20 protein-coding genes are annotated in these 18,861 nt (G+C 71.1%); 11 read left to right on the top strand and 9 right to left on the bottom strand.

Annotated features, from left to right (window positions below; all coding sequences use genetic code 11):
• The first annotated feature begins 135 nt into the window (after window positions 1-135).
• The 7 genes from EKH77_RS14450 (at window position 136) to EKH77_RS14420 (ending at window position 9,276) form a co-directional block, all read left to right on the top strand.
• The gene (locus tag EKH77_RS14450; protein WP_126914788.1) at window positions 136-1,683 is read left to right on the top strand and encodes a serine/threonine-protein kinase; all 1,548 of its coding nucleotides are present in this window, start codon (window positions 136-138) and stop codon (window positions 1,681-1,683) included.
• 79 nt (window positions 1,684-1,762) lie between these two features.
• Window positions 1,763-2,974: a cyclic dehypoxanthinyl futalosine synthase gene (gene mqnC, locus EKH77_RS14445; RefSeq protein WP_126914787.1), complete on the top strand. Its 1,212-nt coding sequence runs from the start codon at window positions 1,763-1,765 to the stop codon at window positions 2,972-2,974.
• Between the two features lie 14 nt (window positions 2,975-2,988).
• Complete coding sequence (locus tag EKH77_RS14440; protein WP_126914786.1) at window positions 2,989-3,672, top strand: imidazolonepropionase-like domain-containing protein; 684 nt, start codon at window positions 2,989-2,991, stop codon at window positions 3,670-3,672.
• Window positions 3,673-4,054: 382 nt separating this feature from the next.
• Window positions 4,055-4,753 (top strand): demethylmenaquinone methyltransferase, encoded by a 699-nt coding sequence (locus EKH77_RS14435; RefSeq protein WP_126914785.1) that lies wholly within the window; start codon window positions 4,055-4,057, stop codon window positions 4,751-4,753.
• 183 nt (window positions 4,754-4,936) lie between these two features.
• The gene (locus EKH77_RS34340; RefSeq protein WP_126914784.1) at window positions 4,937-7,123 is read left to right on the top strand and encodes a hypothetical protein; all 2,187 of its coding nucleotides are present in this window, start codon (window positions 4,937-4,939) and stop codon (window positions 7,121-7,123) included.
• 75 nt (window positions 7,124-7,198) lie between these two features.
• Window positions 7,199-8,485, top strand: coding sequence for a geranylgeranyl reductase family protein (locus tag EKH77_RS14425; RefSeq protein ID WP_126914783.1), 1,287 nt, complete (start codon window positions 7,199-7,201; stop codon window positions 8,483-8,485).
• A 101-nt stretch (window positions 8,486-8,586) separates the two neighbouring features.
• Window positions 8,587-9,276 carry a hypothetical protein gene (locus EKH77_RS14420; RefSeq protein ID WP_126914782.1) on the top strand — a complete coding sequence of 230 codons (690 nt, stop codon included), beginning with the start codon at window positions 8,587-8,589 and terminating at the stop codon, window positions 9,274-9,276.
• A gap of 4 nt (window positions 9,277-9,280) precedes the next feature.
• Here EKH77_RS14420 and EKH77_RS14415 read toward each other — a convergent pair whose 3' ends face one another.
• On the bottom strand, window positions 9,281-10,654 hold the full coding sequence (locus EKH77_RS14415; RefSeq protein ID WP_126914781.1) for a helix-turn-helix domain-containing protein: 1,374 nt from the start codon (window positions 10,652-10,654) through the stop codon (window positions 9,281-9,283).
• A gap of 239 nt (window positions 10,655-10,893) precedes the next feature.
• On the opposite strand from EKH77_RS14415, the gene EKH77_RS14410 reads away from it, so the two are divergent.
• Entirely contained in the window at window positions 10,894-11,577 is a 684-nt protein-coding gene (locus EKH77_RS14410; RefSeq protein ID WP_164737797.1) for a DUF4232 domain-containing protein, read from the top strand.
• Here the strand turns inward: EKH77_RS14410 and EKH77_RS14405 are convergent.
• From EKH77_RS14405 to EKH77_RS14380, 6 genes are all read right to left on the bottom strand, one after another.
• Window positions 11,538-12,143 carry a DUF4291 domain-containing protein gene (locus tag EKH77_RS14405; protein ID WP_126914779.1) on the bottom strand — a complete coding sequence of 202 codons (606 nt, stop codon included), beginning with the start codon at window positions 12,141-12,143 and terminating at the stop codon, window positions 11,538-11,540. The genes EKH77_RS14410 and EKH77_RS14405 overlap by 40 nt on opposite strands.
• 49 nt (window positions 12,144-12,192) lie before the next feature.
• Entirely contained in the window at window positions 12,193-12,642 is a 450-nt protein-coding gene (locus EKH77_RS14400) for a hypothetical protein (RefSeq protein WP_126914778.1), read from the bottom strand.
• 43 nt (window positions 12,643-12,685) lie between these two features.
• A complete protein-coding gene (locus EKH77_RS14395) occupies window positions 12,686-13,033 on the bottom strand; it encodes a DoxX family protein (RefSeq protein WP_126914777.1) in 348 nt (115 codons plus the stop codon).
• Window positions 13,034-13,121: 88 nt separating this feature from the next.
• Window positions 13,122-13,313 carry a DUF397 domain-containing protein gene (locus tag EKH77_RS14390; protein ID WP_126914776.1) on the bottom strand — a complete coding sequence of 64 codons (192 nt, stop codon included), beginning with the start codon at window positions 13,311-13,313 and terminating at the stop codon, window positions 13,122-13,124.
• A complete protein-coding gene (locus EKH77_RS14385; protein ID WP_126914775.1) occupies window positions 13,310-13,495 on the bottom strand; it encodes a DUF397 domain-containing protein in 186 nt (61 codons plus the stop codon). The genes EKH77_RS14390 and EKH77_RS14385 overlap by 4 nt, the downstream gene beginning before the upstream one ends.
• Window positions 13,496-13,506: 11 nt before the next feature.
• Window positions 13,507-14,358 carry a helix-turn-helix domain-containing protein gene (locus tag EKH77_RS14380; protein WP_126914774.1) on the bottom strand — a complete coding sequence of 284 codons (852 nt, stop codon included), beginning with the start codon at window positions 14,356-14,358 and terminating at the stop codon, window positions 13,507-13,509.
• A 247-nt stretch (window positions 14,359-14,605) separates the two neighbouring features.
• Here EKH77_RS14380 and EKH77_RS14375 point away from each other — a divergent pair, with 247 nt between their 5' ends.
• The gene (locus tag EKH77_RS14375) at window positions 14,606-15,052 is read left to right on the top strand and encodes an ATP-binding protein (protein ID WP_126914773.1); all 447 of its coding nucleotides are present in this window, start codon (window positions 14,606-14,608) and stop codon (window positions 15,050-15,052) included.
• On the opposite strand, the gene EKH77_RS33010 is transcribed toward EKH77_RS14375, so the two are convergent.
• Window positions 15,053-15,241 carry a hypothetical protein gene (locus EKH77_RS33010; RefSeq protein ID WP_206280065.1) on the bottom strand — a complete coding sequence of 63 codons (189 nt, stop codon included), beginning with the start codon at window positions 15,239-15,241 and terminating at the stop codon, window positions 15,053-15,055. It abuts the gene before it with no gap.
• 82 nt (window positions 15,242-15,323) lie between these two features.
• On the opposite strand from EKH77_RS33010, the gene EKH77_RS14370 reads away from it, so the two are divergent.
• Window positions 15,324-16,604 (top strand): hypothetical protein, encoded by a 1,281-nt coding sequence (locus tag EKH77_RS14370; protein WP_126914772.1) that lies wholly within the window; start codon window positions 15,324-15,326, stop codon window positions 16,602-16,604.
• Between the two features lie 261 nt (window positions 16,605-16,865).
• Here the strand turns inward: EKH77_RS14370 and EKH77_RS14365 are convergent, their stop codons facing one another.
• Window positions 16,866-17,681 (bottom strand): C40 family peptidase, encoded by an 816-nt coding sequence (locus EKH77_RS14365; RefSeq protein ID WP_126914771.1) that lies wholly within the window; start codon window positions 17,679-17,681, stop codon window positions 16,866-16,868.
• A gap of 817 nt (window positions 17,682-18,498) precedes the next feature.
• Here EKH77_RS14365 and EKH77_RS14360 point away from each other — a divergent pair.
• Entirely contained in the window at window positions 18,499-18,858 is a 360-nt protein-coding gene (locus EKH77_RS14360; RefSeq protein WP_126914770.1) for an NADH-quinone oxidoreductase subunit A, read from the top strand.
• Window positions 18,859-18,861: the final 3 nt, after the last annotated feature.

Below are 18,861 nucleotides of genomic sequence, written 5' to 3'. Positions count from 1 at the left end.
GAAGGACATGACGGTTTGTTCCTTCCTAGTTGATGGGCAAACCAGGGTCCGGGGTTCCTCGGACGACCCGTGAATTGAGTCATAGGCTGAAAATCGGGGCCGCAGGGCCCGCTCAAGGGGGAGGCAAAGGTCCCGATGCAACGGCTGTCCGAGGAAGACCCGCAGGTCATAGGCGCGTACCGGCTGCTGGGACGGATCGGGGCGGGCGGTATGGGCCGGGTGTACCTGGGCCGTAGCGCCGGCGGCCGCACGGTCGCCGTCAAGGCCGTGCACCCGCATTTCGCCCTGGACACGCAATTCCGGGCGCGTTTCCGGCGAGAAGTGGAATCCGCCCGGAAAGTCGGTGGCGCGTGGACGGCGCCCGTCCTCGACGCCGATCCGGACGCCGCCGTTCCGTGGGTGGCCACGGGCTATGTCGCCGGGCCCTCGCTGACCGAGGCCGTCGCCGAGGTGGGCCCGCTGCCGGAAGCGGCGGTGCGGGCGATCGGGGCGGGCCTGGCGGAGGCGCTGACGGCGGTGCACGGGCTGGGGCTCGTCCACCGGGACGTCAAGCCCTCCAACGTGCTGCTCGCCCTCGACGGCCCCCGCCTGATCGACTTCGGCATCGCCCGTGCCACGGACGGCACGGCGTCCCTCACCGCGACCGGCGTCTCCATCGGCTCGCCCGGCTACATGGCCCCCGAACAGATCGTGGGCAAGGACGTCACGGGCGCCGCGGACGTCTTCTCGCTGGGCGCGGTCCTCACGTACGCGGCCACGGGCGAGCCGCCCTTCACGGGCGACAGCTCGGCCGCCCTCCTCTACAAGGTCGTCCACGAGGAACCCGTCCTGGGCCCGGCCCTGACGGGCGACCTGCGGCGACTGGTGACGGCCTGCCTGGCCAAGGACCCGACGGCCCGCCCGGCCCCGGCCGAGCTCGTCCGCCGCCTGAGCGGCCCGGCGGGCGCGTCCGCCCTGCTCCGCCCGGGCTGGCTGCCGGGCCCGCTGGTGGAGAGGGTGAGCAGGCAGGCGGTGGAGCTCCTGGACCTGGAGACCTCAGCCCTTCCGGCGGACCATCCAGCCCCTCCGGCGTTTGAGGAGTGGGGGCCCGGGGGCGGAGCCCCCGAAGGAGACCTCGCCCACGCGCCGACCGCGACCGCCAAGTCCGCCGCCGTATCCCTCGCCACCCGCAAGGGAAGAGGCTGCACGCTCGTCCTGACCGTCGCCGGCGCCCTGGCCGCCGTCACCACCACGGCGTTCTTCCTCGGCCTGCTGCCCGGCACGGGCGGGAGCGGCCGCGACGGGGCGGCCGGGCGCCCGGCCGCCAGCGCGGGCCCCTCCCGGCCGGCCACCGTCCTCGGGGGCTTCGCGGGCACCTGGACCGGCCAGGTCGTCCAGTCCGACGGCACTCCCAACGGCACCATGACCAGCGTCGTCACCGACGACCCCCAGGCCCCCTACGCGGTCCGTACGACCTACGACGTGCTCGGCGTCATCCAGTGCCACAGCAAGGCGAAACTGACCTCGGCCACCACCGGGAGGATCACCCTGGAGGAGAGCACCGACGGCACCGCCGGGCCCGGCTGCACGGGCCAGACCTCGGCCGTGACGTACACCCTCGCCCCGGACGGCACCGTCGCCTTCACCTCCGACGACGAGAAGGGCGGCAAGGTCAGGGCGACGCTGACCCGGAGCGGCCGCTGACCGGCCCGGTATCCGGCCCGTACGGCCGCCTCGCGTAGGCTGACCCGGTATTCGCATACCCCCTCCGAAGGGACGCCCGGTGACCGAGAACGCCGACCTCAAGTCCTTTGATGTCACAGCCGTCCTCGACCGAGCCGCAGCCGGCGGCCGGATCACCCCGGAGGAGGCGCTCGAGCTCTACCGCTCCGCGCCGCTGCACGCCCTGGGCGCGGCCGCCGACGCCGCGCGCCGCAAGCGCTACGCGGGCACCGAGCACATCGCGACGTACATCATCGAGCGCAACATCAACTACACCAACGCATGCGTCACCGCGTGCAAGTTCTGCGCCTTCTACGCCCCGCCCAAGAGCGAGAAGGTCTGGACGCGCCCGATGGACGACATCCTGCGCCGCTGCGCGGAGACGGTCGAGCTGGGCGGCACCCAGATCATGTTCCAGGGCGGCCACCACCCCGACTACGGCGTGGAGTACTACGAGGAGCACTTCGCGGCGATCAAGAAGGAGTTCCCGCAGCTCGTGATCCACTCCCTCGGCGCGTCCGAGGTCGATCACATGGCGCGGATCTCCGGAGTGAGCGTCGAGGAGGCTATCCGCCGCATCCACGCCGCCGGTCTGGACTCCTTCGCGGGCGCCGGCGCCGAGCTGCTGCCGGAGCGGCCGCGCAAGGCCATCGCGCCGCTGAAGGAGTCGGGCGAGCGCTGGCTGGAGATCATGGAGATCGCCCACACCATGGGCGTCGAGTCGACCTCCACCATGCTGATGGGCACGGGCGAGACCAACGCCGAGCGGATCGAGCACCTCCGCATGATCCGTGACGTCCAGGACCGTACGGGCGGCTTCCGCGCGTTCATCCCTTATACGTACCAGCCCGAGAACAACCACTTGAAGGGCCGGACGCAGGCGACGCTCTTCGAGTACCTGCGCATGATCGCCATCGCGCGGCTCTTCCTCGACAACGTCGCCCACATCCAGGGCTCGTGGCTGACCACGGGCAAGGAGGTCGGCCAGCTGTCGCTGCACTACGGCGCGGACGACCTCGGTTCGATCATGCTGGAGGAGAACGTGGTCTCCTCGGCCGGCGCCAAGCACCGCTCCAACCGGATGGAGATCATCGATCTCATCCGCAAGGCGGGCCGCGTCCCGGCGCAGCGCGCCACGACGTACGAGCACCTGGTCGTCCACGACGACCCGGCGAACGACCCGGTCGACGACCGCGTCGTCTCCCACCTGTCGTCCACGGCCATCGAGGGCGGCACGGCCCACCCCGAGCTGAAGATCGTCGAGGCGAGCTGACGGGCTGACGCGCGTTGCTGACGCTCCACGCCGCCGACCTGCTGATCGCCGTCCCCGGCACGGATCCCGTGCCGGGCGGCGCGGTGGTCGTCGACGGCGACACGGTCGCGGCGCTCGGCCCGTACGAGGAGCTCGCGGCGGCGTATCCCCGGGCACGGGTGCGACGGTGGCCGGGGGTGATCACGCCCGGGCTGCGGCAGTGGCACGGCGCGTACCTGCTGACGCGCGCCTACCACCCGGACCCGCGAGAGTACGAGGAACTGGGCGACCGGCCGCTGACGGGGGAGCGGCTCGCCGTGCTCGACATGACCGGCACGCGGTGGGCGGGGAGCGTCCGGCGCGGGGTGCAGCAGATGCTGCGGCACGGCACGACGGCGGTGGCGATCGGCTCGGACCCGGTGGTCTCGACGGCGGTCGCACGGTCGGGCCTGACGGTCGTGTCGCCCCTCGGCGCCCCGGGCATCCTCCTGGAGGAGCCGAACCTCGACCCGTTCCGCAACGCGTACGGACTGGCGGACGCCGTCGCGTCCCCACTGACCGTCGGCGGCCGCGCCGACCTCGCCGTCTTCGACGTGCCGGATGTACCGGACGCGCCGGACGTGCCGGACGCGCTTGACGAGGCGGCGCTGCTGGAGGCGGGCGCGGGCACGTGCGTCGCCACGGTGCTGGCGGGCCGGCTGGTGCACCGGCGCCGCTGAGCGGGCGCCGGGAGGCCGCTGCGAGGGCGTGCCGCGACGGCCCGTCAGTGATCCGTCAGGAGCACGTCCCCGCACGTCAGAGCCCCGTCAAGAGGAGCCGTTCGTACCGCTTCACCCGCCAGGATGGTGATCGCGGGGACGGCCGCTTCGGTCGTCCCGCGGTGCGAAGGTGTGGCGGGCCCGGTCGTCGGACAGGCGGCAGGCCGCGAGGACGCGCACGACCGGTAGAGAATCCGTTGCCGAGGGGGCCGCGGGTGGGGGACCGGTGGTTCTCGTGGCGGGTCCACAGGAGCGAGCGCAGTCGGCACCGCGAGACGGCCGGTCCTTCCCGGGGCGGCCGTCCCCGTCCAAGGTCTTTTGGGCCGTGGTGAAGAATGGGTCCGTGACCCGAGCAACCCTGGACAAGCAGCCGCACGAAGTCGCCGCGATGTTCGACGACGTGGCGGCGAAGTACGACCTGACCAACGACGTCATCTCGCTCGGTCAGGCCCGTCTCTGGCGCAAGGCCGTGGCCCGCGCCGTCGACGCCCGCCCGGGGCAGAAGGTCCTCGACCTCGCCGCCGGTACGGGCACGTCCTCGCTCCCGTTCGCCATGGACGGCGCCTACGTCGTCCCGTGCGACTTCTCGCTGGGCATGCTGCGCGAGGGCAAGAAGCGCAACCCCTGGCTGCCGCTGACCGCCGGCGACGCCACGAAGCTGCCCTTCGCGGACGGCGTCTTCGACGCCGTGACCATCTCCTTCGGACTGCGCAACGTCCAGGAGACGGACACCGCGCTGCGCGAGCTCCTGCGTGTGACCAAGCCGGGCGGGCGCGTGGTGATCTGCGAGTTCAGCCAGCCCACCTGGGGGCCGTTCCGCACGGTCTACAGCGAGTACCTGATGCGCGCCCTGCCGCCGATCGCCCGCACGGTGTGCAGCAACCCCGACGCGTACGTCTACCTCGCCGAGTCGATCCGCGAGTGGCCCGACCAGCCCGCGCTCGCCGCGCGGCTCCAGAAGGCCGGCTGGTCGAAGGTGGCGTGGCGCGATCTGACGGGCGGCGTCGTCGCGCTGCACCGCGGATTCAAGCCGCAGGGCTGACGCCCGGTCGTCCGTCCGGCCGTTCGGCCGGTCGCTCCGGGGAGCGGTTGTCATGGGCAGGGCGGTCAAGATCGATACGATCTTGACCGCCCTGCCCATGATCGTCTGATCGCTTGATCGTCGCCGAGCCCCGGAGGCACCGTGCCGACCGCGCCACCCCCGCCGTCGTACCCCCCGCCCCCCGTGCACGCCCCGCCCTCGCGCGGGGCGCTGTTCCTGCGCCGTACGGTCGCGGGGGACTGGGCGGGTGCGGCCAAGGCGGCGCTGTGGCCGTCCGCGCTGCTCCTCGTCCTCGCGGTCGCCATCTCGCTGCCGTCCTCGGACGAGTTCGACCGCGCCCGCCTCGGCGACTGGTCCGACCGCTTCCAGGTCGTCCTCGCCCTGCTCGTCCAGGGCCTCGGCGGCACGCTGGACGTGGAGCTGCGCGGTGGGGACACGCTGCTGTCGACGTTCCTGCGCGGCAGCGGTTATCTCTCCGTATGGCCGCTGACGGTCACGATTCTGTGGGCCGGAGCGGTGGCTCTGGGCACGGCCCGGCTGCGGCGCGCGACGGGAGCGACGGGCGGGACTCCCGGTGCGGCCGAGGCCGCCGTGCGCGTCGCGTTGCTGTGCGGGGCGGCGGTGCTGGTGCTCGCCCTGTGCGGGCAGCAGGACGTCGAGAACCTGTCGGTCTCCACCTCGCCCGGCCTCGCCGCGCTGTTCTCCTGCGCGCTGGCGGGCGCGGTCAGCGGCGCGATGCTGTGCCGCGACCGGCTCGTCGCGCGCCTGGGCGCCGGCGTCCAGGTGGTCATACGGGCGTGGGGCACCGCCCTGCGCGCCCTCGCCCTGTCGGTGGCGCTCTGCGCGCTGGTCGCCTTCGTCGTCCTCGCCGCTAACCAGGACGACGTCGGCGGCTGGACCGTCGTCGGCTCGCTCCCGGTGCTCGTCAACCTCGGGCTGATGGCGCTCGGTGTCTCCTGGGGCGCGGGCGTCGAGGCCTCGTCCACCGAGCACAGCCGCCATGTGGGCGGCACCCTCGGCCTCTCCGAGATCGGTGAACTCGCGGGCGGCTGGGCCCAGGCCGGTGCCGTGGCGCTGGGCGTGGTGTGCGCGGTGATCCTCGCCGTCCTGGCCGCGCGGCGCTCGGCGGACCGGGTGGAGCAGGTGCTCTCCGGGGTGTTCTTCCTGGCGGTGGTGTGGCTGCTGTCGTTCGTCTCCGGCGGCGACATGCGGATGACCTCCGGTCAGTCCTCCTTCTCGGGGCGCCTGCGGGGCATGGAGGCGTCGGTCGGCACGAACGCCGGGGAGCTGCTGCTGTTCGGGCTGCTGTGGACGGCGGGCGCGGTGCTGCTGGCGGGGGTGCTGGGTCGTCAGGGGACGAGCGGGACGCACGGGACGGGTGCGTCGGGAGTCGGTACAGGTGTGGTCGTGATGCCGCCGGTGCCGGCTCAGCCGCCCGCGCCCGCCCAGCCGCCCACGACCCCGCCGGTTCCGGCCGCCCCGCCCGTTCCGGCAGTGGCGCCCGTCGCCCCGCCCACCGTGCCCGTCGCGCCCCCGGTGCCGTCCGAGGCCCCGACGGCCGTCGTGCCCCCGCCGTACACCGCACCCGCCCCCATTGCCGCACCTGTCGCCCCCGCCCCCGTCCCCCCGCGCGCCGGGTCCGTTCGCGGCCCGATCGTGTGGGCGGCCATCGGCCTGGCGGCGTTCCTGGTCGGCGGTGCCGCGACGGCCGGGGTGATGCTGGTGGGCCGGACCGACGGCGGACGGCAGGACAGCGCGCGCCACGACGGCGACAACCGGGGCGGGCGCGTCGTCGTAACCCCCTCGGCAGGACCCGCCGAGCCGTCCGCTTCCTCCGGCCCCTCCGGCCCCACCGGCTCCCCGACCGCCCCCGCCCCCGACCCGGCCTCGAACCCGGGCGCGACGCCTTCCGTCCCGCCCGGCTACGCCATGCGGAACGACTCACTCGGCTTCAGGCTCGCCGTCCCCGACGGCTGGAAGCGCGGCGACAAGGGCAACCACCAGATCGACTACGAGCCGGGTACCGGCGGCTCGTACCTCCGCGTCGGGCTCGTCCCCAAGAGCCCGCAGACCGCGTACGACCACTTCCTGGAGCTGGAGAAGACGCTCAAGGAGAAGAACGACACGTACCAGCGGGTCGCGCTCGACGCCAACACCTTCCAGGGCCGTCCCGGCGCCCGCTGGGAGTTCACCTGGGTCCAGCGGGACACGGGCAGGACGATGCACGCCGTCGACCAGGCGTACGTGAACGAATCGGGCACGGAGTACGCCGTCTACTTCCAGGCGCGCGACGAGTACTGGGCGGGTTCGCGCAAGGTGTTCGACACGGCCCTGGCCACCTGGTCGGTCATCCCCGTCGACTTCGACTGACCCCCACGGGTCCGGCGGGGGCGCCCCCATAGACTGCACTCGTTCCCAATCGACGAGTCTTCGGGAGTCCCCGCCGTGACCGAGTCCCCCTCCGAACACAGCGCTGATGTGATCGTCGTCGGGGCGGGCCCGGCCGGCTCCACGACCGCGTACCACCTGGCCAAGGCCGGCCTCGACGTCCTCCTCCTGGAGAAGACGGCCTTCCCGCGCGAGAAGGTGTGCGGCGACGGCCTCACCCCGCGCGCCACCAAGCAGCTCGTGGCGATGGGCATCGACATCTCCGAGGAAGCGGGCTGGCTGCGCAACAAGGGCCTCCGCATCATCGGCGGCGGCGTCCGTCTCGAACTCGACTGGCCGGAGCTGGCGTCCTTCCCGGACTACGGACTGGTCCGCAAGCGCGACGACTTCGACGAGCAGCTCGCCCGACAGGCCGTCAAGGCCGGCGCCCGGCTCTACGAGCGCTGCAACGTCGGCGCGCCCGTCATCGACGACCGCACGGGCCACATCACCGGCGTCGAGGCCAAGCTGGGCGAGGAGAAGAGGCCCGTCACCTTCCACGCCCCGCTCGTGGTCGCCGCCGACGGCAACTCCTCGCGCCTCTCGCTGGCCATGGGCCTCCACCGCCGCGAGGACCGCCCGATGGGCGTCGCCGTCCGCACGTACTTCACCTCCCCGCGCCACGACGACGACTACCTGGAGTCCTGGCTGGAGCTCTGGGACCGCCGCGGCCCCGGCCCGGACCGGCTGCTGCCCGGCTACGGCTGGATCTTCGGCATGGGCGACGGCACGAGCAACGTCGGCCTCGGCGTCCTCAACACCTCCGACTCCTTCAAGGAGCTGGACTGGCGCGAGGTCCTCAAGGCGTGGTGCGCCTCGATGCCCGAGGACTGGGGCTACACCCCGGAGAACATGACCGGCCCCATCCGCGGCGCCGCCCTCCCCATGGCCTTCAACCGTCAGCCGCACTACACGCGTGGCCTGCTGCTCGTCGGCGACGCGGGCGGCCTGGTCAACCCCTTCAACGGCGAGGGCATCGCCTACGCCATGGAGTCGGGCCAGATCGTCGCCGACGTCATCGTCCAGGCGCACGCCCGTGCCTCGTACGCGCAGCGGGAACTGGCCCTCCAGCGCTACCCGAAGGTCCTCAAGGACACCTACGGCGGCTACTACACGCTCGGCCGGGCCTTCGTGAAGCTCATCGGCAACCCGAAGGTCATGAAGCTGGCGACGGAGCGCGGTCTGACGCATCCGCTGCTGATGAAGTTCACGCTGAAGATGCTGGCGAACCTGACCGACCCGACGGGCGGCGACGCGATGGACCGCATCATCAACGGCCTGAGCAAGGTGGCACCGCGCTCGTAGGTTCATCCATTCGTGGGGCTTTCGCGCCGTTTCGGCGCGTCGGCTCCACGGAAGGTAATGGGGGAGAGCCGGAGTCCCGTTGTGAAAGGGATGTGCTCGCCATGAACCTCACGCGTTTCGCACGTCTCGCACCGGCGGTCTTCCTCCTCCCTGTCGCCTTCCTCGCGACGCCCGCCGCCCACGCGGCGACCTCCTGCACGGTCAACGGCGCCCCGGTGCCCGGTCCGGACATCACGGGCACCGACGGCGACGACGTCATCGTCTGCGGCGGGCTGGACGCGGGTGCCACCGTCGATGCCCGGGGCGGCGCCGACACGATCACCCTCACCGGGGACGTGTCCGGCAGCGTCCTCGGCGGCGACGGCGACGACCACATCGTCCTCGCGGAAGGCGCCCGGCTGACCGAACGGGGCGTCATCGACGGCCAGGCCGGGAAGGACGAGATCGATCTGCGGGGCGCGGTCCTCGGCACGGTCCGCGGTGGCCAGGACGACGACCTCATCCTCCTCTTCAAGACCGCCACGACCGGCGAGGCCGGCGTCATCCGCGGCGCGCGGGGCGCGGACGTCATCCTCGCCGACGGCGCCGTCACCATCCGCGGCCTCGTGGAGGGCGTCGGCGAGAACGACTTCATCGACATCAACGGCACCGTCGCCCCCACGGGCCGGGTGCACGGCGACGACGGGGACGACGTCCTGCACGTCCACGTCAACCAGGGCGAGGTGGACGGGGGCGACGGCACGGACGTGTGCACCGTCGACAGCGGAAATCAGCCCCTGAACTGCCCGTAAAGGCTTATTTGGACCGGTTCTCGCCCTCCACCGGCGACCAGACGTTCTTCCCCAGCCAGTAGAAGTACTGCGGACGGTCCTTGATGGCACTCGTACGGAACGGGCGCCCGTGGTCGTCGATGCGGACGGTGCCGTGCCGGTCCCCGCTGCTCCACTCCAGCTCCAGGTACCAGCTGACGTCGTGGCTCTCGGTGCGCGCGTACACCTTGAGCACCTGGGGGTCGGTCGAGCTGACCTTGTAAGGGAAGTCAGTGGCGGGGATCGCTATGTCGCCCTGCATGCCGCCCATCGCCCGGACCCGCGGCTGCCCGGCGTCGAGGTCGAGGTCGTGGAAGGCGGGCGTCAGACCGCCGCCGCAGCCGCTGCCCATCGCGTACGCGTTCCAGGAGAGCGGCGCCGACCGCTTGACGACCCGGACCCGCAGGGCGTGCAGCACGACTGCCTCACGGCCCTTGCCCTGCACGGACAGCTCGACGTCCGTCCGGCCGCCCGCCACGGCCCGTAGGTTGGCCGCCCAGCCGGGCGCGTCCTGCTCCTCCGGGGGTGGGGGCATGAACGGCGGCTGTCGGTCCGTCAGGTAGTACTGGTCGCACCGGTCCTGCCAGACGTAGGGGCGGGTCGACACGGTGAGGGGGACGGCGGAGGCGGAGTCGCTGCCGCTCGGCGCTTTGGGCCCGGGGGCCTCGCTCGGTGCCTCGCTGGGTGCGTCCGGCGCGGGGGCGACGGTGCCGCCGGAGGGGGATGCGGAGGGGGAGGAGAGGAGCGGCTTCGGGATGCTCGTCCGGCCGGGCGCGGTGGGGGACTGCGCCTGCTGGGGGCGGCGGGCGTCGTCGTGGGCAGCGCTGCCACGGCCCGGGGAAGCCGCGTAGCCCACCACGGCGGCCGAGGCCGCGGCGATGGCCACGACGACGGCCCCGATGAGGGCGAGCCGCGTGGTGGGCAATCGTCCCGCAAGGCGGGACGGGTGGGCACCACCCGACGACGGGCCGACAGCCGCCGACGAAACGGGCGTGGCAGCGGCGCCTTGCGCGGGCGCGCCCGGTACCGGGGAGGCATCGGCCTCGGCCGCGCCTTCGGCGCCGCCTTCGGTGGCGGCCGGGGCCGCCACCGCCCGGCTAGTCGCCGCCTTCCGGCGGCGGGCCGCATCCGCGAGAATCCAATGGCGGTGGAGCTCGACGAGTTCCTCGGGCTTCGCCCCGCACACCCTGGCGAAACGTTCCACGGGGGCGTACTCCGCCGGCACGGCGTCCCCGTTGCAGTAGCGGTGAACCGTCGACGTGCTCATGTGCAGCCGCTTGGCCAGTCCCGCGTAGCTCTGCCCGGAGCGAGACTTCAGCTCACGGAGCAGTTCGGCGAATTCCTCGGTCTCCTCGGCCATCGGCCGTGCCCCTCCCCATCCCAGGACCGCGTTCCAGGGGAATGACATTTCCCCAGGTCAGAACGCGTTCGACCGTTCCATTTTCCCGGATGGTTCGAACGCCATTGCGGTCGACTCGCCGGGCGCCGCAGGCTGTGAGGGCGACGAGCGGACCGCCCTTCGGCCGGCCGCCGGATCTCGCCCTCGGCACACCACGCCGCACCACACCACACCCGCATCCATCCGCACAGGAGACACTCATGTCCACCGCCGGCCGTATCACCGCCGCCGCCCTCGTGGCCGCCGCCGCCGTCACCATCACCGCCTGCCAGGGCCAGAGTGTCGCCTCGAACCAGGTCAGCCCCGCGCCCGCCACCTCCGCCGCCGCCAATGAGCTCGCGTCCTCGACCGCGACCCCCGGTTCCGGCAGCGCGGCCCGTCCGGGCACCCCGGCCGGCAAGCCCGCCGCCACCACTCCGGCTGCCACTCCGGCCGCCGCCAAGGGCAAGGCCGCCGACCGCCTCGTCGCCTGCTCGGCCGCCAACTCCAAGGTGACGGTCAACCCCATCAGCCGCCCCATCAACCACCTGGCCCTCACCGTCACCAACACCAGCGCCAAGCCCTGCGCCGCGTACAGCTCCCCCGCCCTCATCTTCGACGACGCCCAGGCCGCCATCCAGGTCGTGCGGGAGAGCGTGCCGCAGTCCGTCGTCATGCTGGAGCCGGGGCAGTCCGCCTACGCGGGCATCCGCCTCTCGTCCGCCGACGGCAGCGGCGCCCACGGCCGCACCGCCCACGACCTGACGGTCTACTTCTCCGGCCGCTCGGGCAACGACTCCACGGGCACCCCGGCCCACCTCACCCTCCCCAAGGACACGCACATCGACGACTCGGCCGCCGCCACCTACTGGCAGTCGGACTTCCAGGACGCCATCAAGTGGTGACCCTCCACGGGGTACGGGCGTTCGCGGGGCAGGAGCTGCCGCGCGGCGTCCAGGTCCCCGTCCCGTACGTGCGCGTGGACCGCGCGGGCTAGCGGGGTGACGTCGGTGATGGAGACGGTCCACTCGTCGGCGTAGAGGCGCGCGGCCTCGCCGGCGAGACCGAGCTGGAGCGAACGGTGGGGTAGGGGCTGGAGGCGCAGGTCGCGCTCGGGATCCCACTGGACCCGGGCCGGGGAACGCTTCAGCTGGCGCTTCCACGCGGCCTGGTCGGCGTGGAGCCCGCGCTCGTAGTGCGACAAGCATGCGTTTTCCAGCGCCCACTCGAAGCCTTCGCGGGAGATTTCGACGGCGAGAACGGTCTCCTGGCCCTCCTTCGTGCCCCACCCGCAGCGGTACATCATCCACAGGAACGACGGCTTGATCCACGTCATCCGGTCCCGCTTCCACGCTGCCGGAAACCGGCCTTCCCGGGCGGCGGGCAGGCCGATGTGCGGCGCGTAGGCCTGGTAGACGGTGACGGTGGAGTCCGTGTGCAGGGCTCGTATCTGGTGTTTGGGTTCTGCCACGGTGAACAGGGTGGGCGCCGCGGTTTCTTGTGCGCCAACGAATTACGGCTTACCGCAGGCGCGCGAGCACCGCGTTGTACGCGTAGAGGCCGACGAGGGCGATCACGCCCACGATGACCACCCACGAGGTGAGGCTTGTGTGCCGGCCCTCACGTATTCGCCGGCCCCGCTTCCGGACCCGCCGGGTCGGCGGCGCGGACGGAGTGGCTTCGGTGGTGACCTCGGCCAGGAGGCGCCGGCATGTCGCGGCGAGCTCGTGCGTTCCGGCGTCGAGACTCGCGAGGGCCTCCGTACGCGCGGGCGCGGTCGTACCGCCGTCGAGTATCCGCCCCGCGCGCACCAGGACCTCGTCCCGGCCGCCGCTCGGAGCCATGCTGATCCACCGCTGCACGTGCTCGCCCCGGATGACCACGCCCCCACCCCGCTCGCGGTACACGACGTGCTCACGCCACAGCAGGGCGGCCACTTCACTGGCGGTCTCTCTCAGACGCGTTCCCATAGCCTTACGGTAAGTGACGCCACTGACAATCCCCGGCGGACGATCAGGACTTCGCCCTCAGCACCAGGGACGCGACCACCGGCGCCGCGTACAGCAGGGGCATGGGCACGTGCGCGTATTCGCGTGCGCGGATCACGGTGGCGACGGCCCCGGCGAAGTACAGCACCAGCCCGACGCCGGCCGCCACGCCGATGGCCGGTACGGCGAGCCCGACGAGCAGGCCCACGGCCCCCGCGGCCTTGGCCGCCCCCAGCCAGGGCAGCCACGCTTCGGGCACGCCGTACGCGGTGATCGACCGCACGACCGCCGGGGCGCGGAAGATGAACGTCCCGGCGGAGACGGCTGCCATGGCGGCGGCCAGGGCGGTGACGACGACGTAGGCGGTGGACATGGCGGCGGCTCCTCGTCCCGGGCGGGTTCGTCTGATGTCCTGACTTTCCGTCCCGGATTCGTTCAAACCGCCGGTTGTTGGGGAGCGGTTACCTTCGCCCGTCGGCCTTGATGCGTGCGATGAGCGCTGCCATCCGCCCAGGCGATGCCGCGATCACGATGCCGGGTGCGTCGCTCTCGCGCAGGGCCACAGAGCGGCCGACGGAGCGCAGCTCCACGCAGCTGTTGTCCGGGCCTCCGCCCGAGTACGAGGACTTCTGCCACCGCGCCCCAGCGTTCACCTCAATCGACCGGCCTTGACGCTTGCGATGAGTGCTGTGATCCGGTCGGTGGGCGTGGCGATGACGGTGCCGGGAGCTTCGCTCTCTCTCACCTGTATCAGCCCGATCGCCGGGCGCATCTCCAGGCAATTGTTGCCACCTCCGCCGCAAAAGGAGGATCGTTGCCACTGGGTTTCCGGCATTTCCTACCCTTTCACAGTTTCTGTGCGATGTCCTTGATCGCTTCACGCGACTGCTTGACGCTCAGCGTACTTCTCGCCATGGCGTCAAGGAGGTCGCGATATGCGCCGAGTTCGGCGTCAGCGCTCAAGAACGTCGCGCCATGCGCTGTGTCGAGGTGGACGGTGTCGAGCTGTGGGAGGGGGCCGCTGGCGTAGAGGACTGCTTGGCCCGAACCGGCAAATCCGGCTGATTCGAAGGGAATCACTCTGAGTTCGCAGCGGGGGTTCATGGACAGGGTGAGCAGGTGCTCAAGCTGTCTGCGGGCCACTTCCCGCCCGCCGAAGCGCATGCGCAGCGCGGCCTCATGGATGATGGCCGAGTACCTCGGGCTATCCGATCGGCTGAGTACCTGTGCTCGCCTCATGCGGTGAGCGATTCGAGCTTCCACGTCATCCTTTGGCAGGCGCGGAAATGTGAGCTCGAAAACCGCTCGGGCGTAATCGGGCGTCTGGGCCAGGCCGGGTAGGTGGGTAACTTGGTAAGTCCGTAGGGACGTCGCTTTGTTCTCCAGCTCGGTGAGGTCGAGAAAGCCGTCCGGGAGGATTCCCCGGTACTCCTCCCACCATCCTCTGCCGCGCTCGGCCGCCATCGCGACGAGGGCGTCGACGTACGCCCGGTCCGGACAGCCGTAGGCGTCGGCCAAAACGCGGATTCGATCAGCGCTGACGCCGAACCGTGCGGTCTCCATGTGGCTGATCTTCGTGTGATCGACGCCGATGAGACGCGCGGCCTCGCGTGCGGTGAGGTTCGCGGCCTCCCGCATCTTGCGCAACTCGGTGCCCAGGCGGCGCTGTCGGGCTGTCGTGACTGTCCTTGGAGCCATGGCCGTCAGTCTGCACCTATCGAGTGACAGTGGTCCACGAGGGATCCACGTTGTTCCGGAATCGGTAGCTACATCGATCCGTCGTGCCCTATGGTCCTACTCACACCGCGCAATGCGGCCGGAAGAGCCGAAGTGCAGCTACCAGCAGGCAAGTTGAGGCCAAAGCTGGTGGCCGGGCCACGGACGACGGCGGCGCGCGAAAGCGAAACCGCACAGGACATCGGCAACCCGAATAGGGAGGCGCCCCATGAGCGCAACCGTGCTCAACGACCCACGAACCGCGCCCTACTACAACCCCCACACGTTCTACGAGCTCGCCGCACCGGCGACGGCGACGACCGCCCGCCTCGCCCGCCAGTTCGTACGCGGAACGTTGCAGGCGACCAACCACCCCGCCCTCATCGAGGACGCGTGCGTCTGCGTGTCGGACGCCGTCGCGAACGTCGTGCAGCACGCGCGCGTGGCCGCGCTGTCAGTGGAAGTCACCGTCAGGCCCTACCGGGTGGTCATCGCCGTGCGGGACGACGACCCGGTGAGGCGCCCGTACGGCCGGCTCGCCGCGAAGCCGGGCGACGAGCGGGGCCGGGGGCTCGTCCTCATGAACAAGCTGTCGCACGCCTTCGGCGTGAACCTCGTCTGGGACGGGCTGCACGTCATCGGCAAGCGCGTGTGGTTCGAGCTGCGGGAACGGTGATCACGGCGTGGGGCGACCGCCACCGCCGCGCCAGGTCGCGTAGAGCCCGGACAGGGACGCGGTGACGGTCGCCAGCGCGCCGGGCGATACGCCCAGCAGCAGAAGCAGGATCCCTGCTGCCAGCACGGCGAGGAAAACGATGAGATCGTGAACCCGCTTGCCGTCGTTGGCCATTGAGGCCCCTCCCATGAGTCGGTGATGGTACGACTCAGAGTCGTTGGGGACGGATGCGCTGCGGCAGCCGCAGCGGTGCTGACAGGCAGGTGGCAGCGTGAGTGAACTGCAGGCGTTCGGTGAGGGGCTCTCGCCGGAGACGCGCGCGCTGGCGCAGGCGCTGCGCGATCTCTTCGCGGGGCTGGAGATCTCCGAGCGGCGCTACGCGGCCCGTCGCAGCTACGACTCGTCCACCGTCTCCCGCTACCTGAGCGGACAGCGCCTTCCGCCATGGGAATTCGCACTCAACTTGCTGAACGACGTCGCGGAAACGCGCGGCACAGTGCCGACGCCGGAGACGACGGAGATGCTGCGCACCCTGCACCATGCCGCGCTCAAGGCGGGCAAGAGCCCTACGCACAAGGTGCAGTTGTTGCAGCAGCAGCTCGCCGTGGCGGACGAGGACGCCCGCCGGGCCGCCCAGCGCGAGCGGTGGCTGGAGGACACCCTCCGCGATCGCGAACACCGCGTCCGCGAGCTGCAGTTGCAGATCGGGGGGTTTCGTGCCGGTCCCGACCAGGACGCCGATCGGGCGCGGCTGCTCATCGAGATTCGGCAGCTGAAGCAGGAGTTGGAGGAGGTGCGCGAGGCGCACCGTCAGGCGGAGGAGCGGTGCGAGCGGCTCGAACGAAAGCTCGCCGACGCAGAGCGGCAGACGGACCACGTGGGCGAGTTGGGCGTCACCGCTTTCGATCACCCTGGTGTGCGGAACGTCTTCAACGGCCACGTGTACATCAATGACCCGAGCCGGTGGGCGATCGACGAGGCGTTCGTCGCTTCTCTGACGGTGCTGGTCAGACAGCCGTACCTACGGGACGGCGACCGGCGGGTATGGAAGGCCAGCAGCGGACTGCTCGTCGATGCGAGCACGGTGGTCGCGCCGCAGGGGGAACCGGAGAACGCCGGGTCCGAGTGCCAGGTGTATTCGCAAGCCGGCGAAGGGTTCCGCGCGGAAGTCGTCGAGAGCTCGTCTTCCTGGTTCGGCCTGGCGGTTCTGCGGTTGGCCGAGCCCCTGCCGGGCCCGGTGCCGTCGTTCACCCTGGGGCGGTGGCCCGCCCCCGCATCCCGTCTGCTCGTCAACGGCTACGCGTTCGGCGACAGGGGGCTGGCCCAACCGCACTCCTGCCTGCTCGAAGTGAAGGGCCGGTCCGCCCAGTGGGTACGCGTCGAAGGAGAGCTCGACCGGGGGTTGATCGGGGCGCCGGCTTTCCACGTGGAAACGGGGGAACTGGTCGGCCTGGTGCGCGGGAGCACGCACGCGGACCGGTCCAGGGGCCATCTCGTCCCCGCCGAGGCCCTCCTGGACTTCGAATCCCTGAACCTCGAACCCCCCGGCTGACCGCCGGAGGCGGAGGCACCCCCACCTGCGCCCTCCCCACTCCCGGCCCAGCCGCGAGGCGGTCCGGTTTCGACCCCACCCGAAGGGGTTTGCCGCGCATGGCGTGACCGTCCCAGACTCCAACCATCGGCGCGGGGGCCGGGTGCCCGAGGGTAACGGGGGTGGGCACCCGGGTCCCGGATGCGCCGAAGGGCCGCCGTCCCGAGCGGGGGGAGCGGCGGCCCTTCTGGAGTCTGCTCTGGAGTCTGCGAATCCGCGTGACTACAGGACGCGGACGGCGCCCGTGGGCGGGGAGTAGCTCAGGCTGCGCTCGGCGACACCCGTGCTCGGGTTCTGCGCGCCGATGAACTTGCCACCGCCGATGTAGACCGCGACGTGGTACGCGCTGCCGGCGGAGCCCCAGTAGAGGATGTCGCCGACCTGCAGGTTGTCGAGACCGACCTGGGTGCCGGCGGTCGACTGGTCCTGGGAGACGCGCGGCAGGTCGATGCCGATCTGGCTGTACGCGGTCATGACCAGGCCGGAGCAGTCGTACGCGGAGGAGCCGGTGGCGCCCATAATGTACGCCTTGCCGACCTGGGCCTCCAGGAAGGAGACCAGGGTGGCGGCGTTGCCGCTGGCGTGGGAGCCGGTGCTGGAGCCGGAGGTCGACTTGGTGCCGATGGACGAGCGGTCGCTGTCACGGGAGGCGCGGTCCTGCTCGGCACGCTTGGCCTCGGCCTCGGCGGCCTTGCGCTCGGCCTCGGCCTTGCGGTCCGCCTCGTCCTTGACCTTCTTGGCCTGCGCCTTGGCGACGTCGACGGCCTCGTCCACCTGTGCGCGGATCTGGGTGTCCGTGGCCGCCTGCTGCGTGGCGACCGCGCTCTGCGCGATGGAGGTGGAGAGGGCCGCGTTGAACGCGGGGATCTCCTGGGTCGCCTCGGCCGGCTTCTCGGCGGTGGCGGTGGCGGCGGACGCGGTGCCGGCCACGGCCAGGGTGCTGAGGACGCCACCGGCCACACCCGTGCGGACGACCCAGGACTGGGTCGCCGGGCGACGGTGCTTTCGGTGGCTGGTTATATGCGCGTTCGGGGACATGGGACAACGGACTATCAGTCCGCGCTGGTTGAGTTCAAGATAAGTGACCTGCGCCACAATTGACGTGTACGCGCTTGGAAAGCGGGCCTTTTGATCACAGAGAGGTCACGGCGCGAGGGGCGTCCGGATGGGCGATCAAGCGCCTCAGCATGGCATTTGGCCATCTGTGACGTGCGGCGAGCGTCCTATCACCTTTACAGCCCGCGCGTCGAGGCTACCCACGAAATCCGGTCGCCGAACCTTCCGGCGCGTGGCGCAACTCACGTATCGCGCGTCCGTCCGGTCTCCCCGGGGACGGCCCCGGGCGCGGCTTGTGAAGCGACGCGCGTACCGGGCGCCCGCCGGCCCCTCGAGCGCGGTTTCGGTGACGGTCCGTCGGGCGGTCCGTCGGGCGGTCGGCCGGGCGGTCGGCCGGGTGAAGGGGGAGGGGTGATGCCGTCCGTTATCCCCTCAGTCGGTCGCGGACCTATATCAGTTGACCGACCTCCTTGCCAATTTGCCCGATCCCGCCATGGCTTGATAATGGCTCACCCGCCCCGACCAGCACCGCAGCCCCCGAATGTCACCACTGGTGATCACTCAACCGCTTCGCGTATGAAGATCACCGCTCATCCGACTTAATGATCGTTCGTCAGGTGGTGGAGATCACAAACGCGGTCGTGTACGCCGTGTCGCAGATCACAGACCGGCGGGCATAGGATGCAGGCGACCCGGGCTTGTGAACTGCCTCACATGGCGGCGATCTTCGGAGAGCCGCCATCCACCGGGTCCGGTCAGCCAGCAGTCAGCGTCGACAGACTGGAAGGAGCGAGGAGCGGTGAACGCCTATGCGCCCATCCTCGTACTGGGAGCCCTAGGTGCGGGCTTCGCGATCTTCTCCGTGGTCGTGGGCTCGCTCGTGGGGCCCAAGCGCTACAACCGCGCCAAGCTCGAGGCGTACGAATGCGGCATCGAGCCGACCCCGCACCCGGCCGGTGGCGGCCGGTTCCCGATCAAGTACTACCTGACGGCGATGCTCTTCATCGTCTTCGACATCGAGGTCGTCTTCCTCTATCCCTGGGCGGTCACCTTCGACTCCCTGGGGCTGTTCGGGCTCGTGGAGATGCTCCTCTTCGTGCTCACCGTCTTCGTCGCCTACGCCTATGTATGGCGGCGCGGCGGCCTGGAATGGGACTAGGGG

This window comes from Streptomyces luteoverticillatus, from assembly GCF_003970715.1.
Taxonomy (GTDB): domain Bacteria; phylum Actinomycetota; class Actinomycetes; order Streptomycetales; family Streptomycetaceae; genus Streptomyces; species Streptomyces abikoensis.
The sequence above is the reverse complement of the archived record's forward strand: the minus strand, read 5'-3'. Positions and strand labels throughout refer to the sequence as shown.

Bases quoted from the DNA above. Each gene is read 5' to 3' on its own strand.
- EKH77_RS14415 (WP_126914781.1), bottom strand. From the start codon at position 10,654: ATGGCCGAGGAGACCGAGGAATTCGCCGAACTGCTCCGTGAGCTGAAG.
- EKH77_RS14400 (WP_126914778.1), bottom strand. From the start codon at position 12,642: ATGGGAACGCGTCTGAGAGAGACCGCCAGTGAAGTGGCCGCCCTGCTG.
- EKH77_RS33010 (WP_206280065.1), bottom strand. From the start codon at position 15,241: ATGGGAGGGGCCTCAATGGCCAACGACGGCAAGCGGGTTCACGATCTC.
- EKH77_RS14410 (WP_164737797.1), top strand. From the start codon at position 10,894: ATGTCCACCGCCGGCCGTATCACCGCCGCCGCCCTCGTGGCCGCCGCC.
- EKH77_RS14365 (WP_126914771.1), bottom strand. From the start codon at position 17,681: ATGTCCCCGAACGCGCATATAACCAGCCACCGAAAGCACCGTCGCCCG.
- EKH77_RS14380 (WP_126914774.1), bottom strand. From the start codon at position 14,358: ATGGCTCCAAGGACAGTCACGACAGCCCGACAGCGCCGCCTGGGCACC.
- EKH77_RS14420 (WP_126914782.1), top strand. From the start codon at position 8,587: ATGAACCTCACGCGTTTCGCACGTCTCGCACCGGCGGTCTTCCTCCTC.
- EKH77_RS14450 (WP_126914788.1), top strand. From the start codon at position 136: ATGCAACGGCTGTCCGAGGAAGACCCGCAGGTCATAGGCGCGTACCGG.
- EKH77_RS14395 (WP_126914777.1), bottom strand. From the start codon at position 13,033: ATGTCCACCGCCTACGTCGTCGTCACCGCCCTGGCCGCCGCCATGGCA.
- EKH77_RS14385 (WP_126914775.1), bottom strand. From the start codon at position 13,495: ATGCCGGAAACCCAGTGGCAACGATCCTCCTTTTGCGGCGGAGGTGGC.
- EKH77_RS14375 (WP_126914773.1), top strand. From the start codon at position 14,606: ATGAGCGCAACCGTGCTCAACGACCCACGAACCGCGCCCTACTACAAC.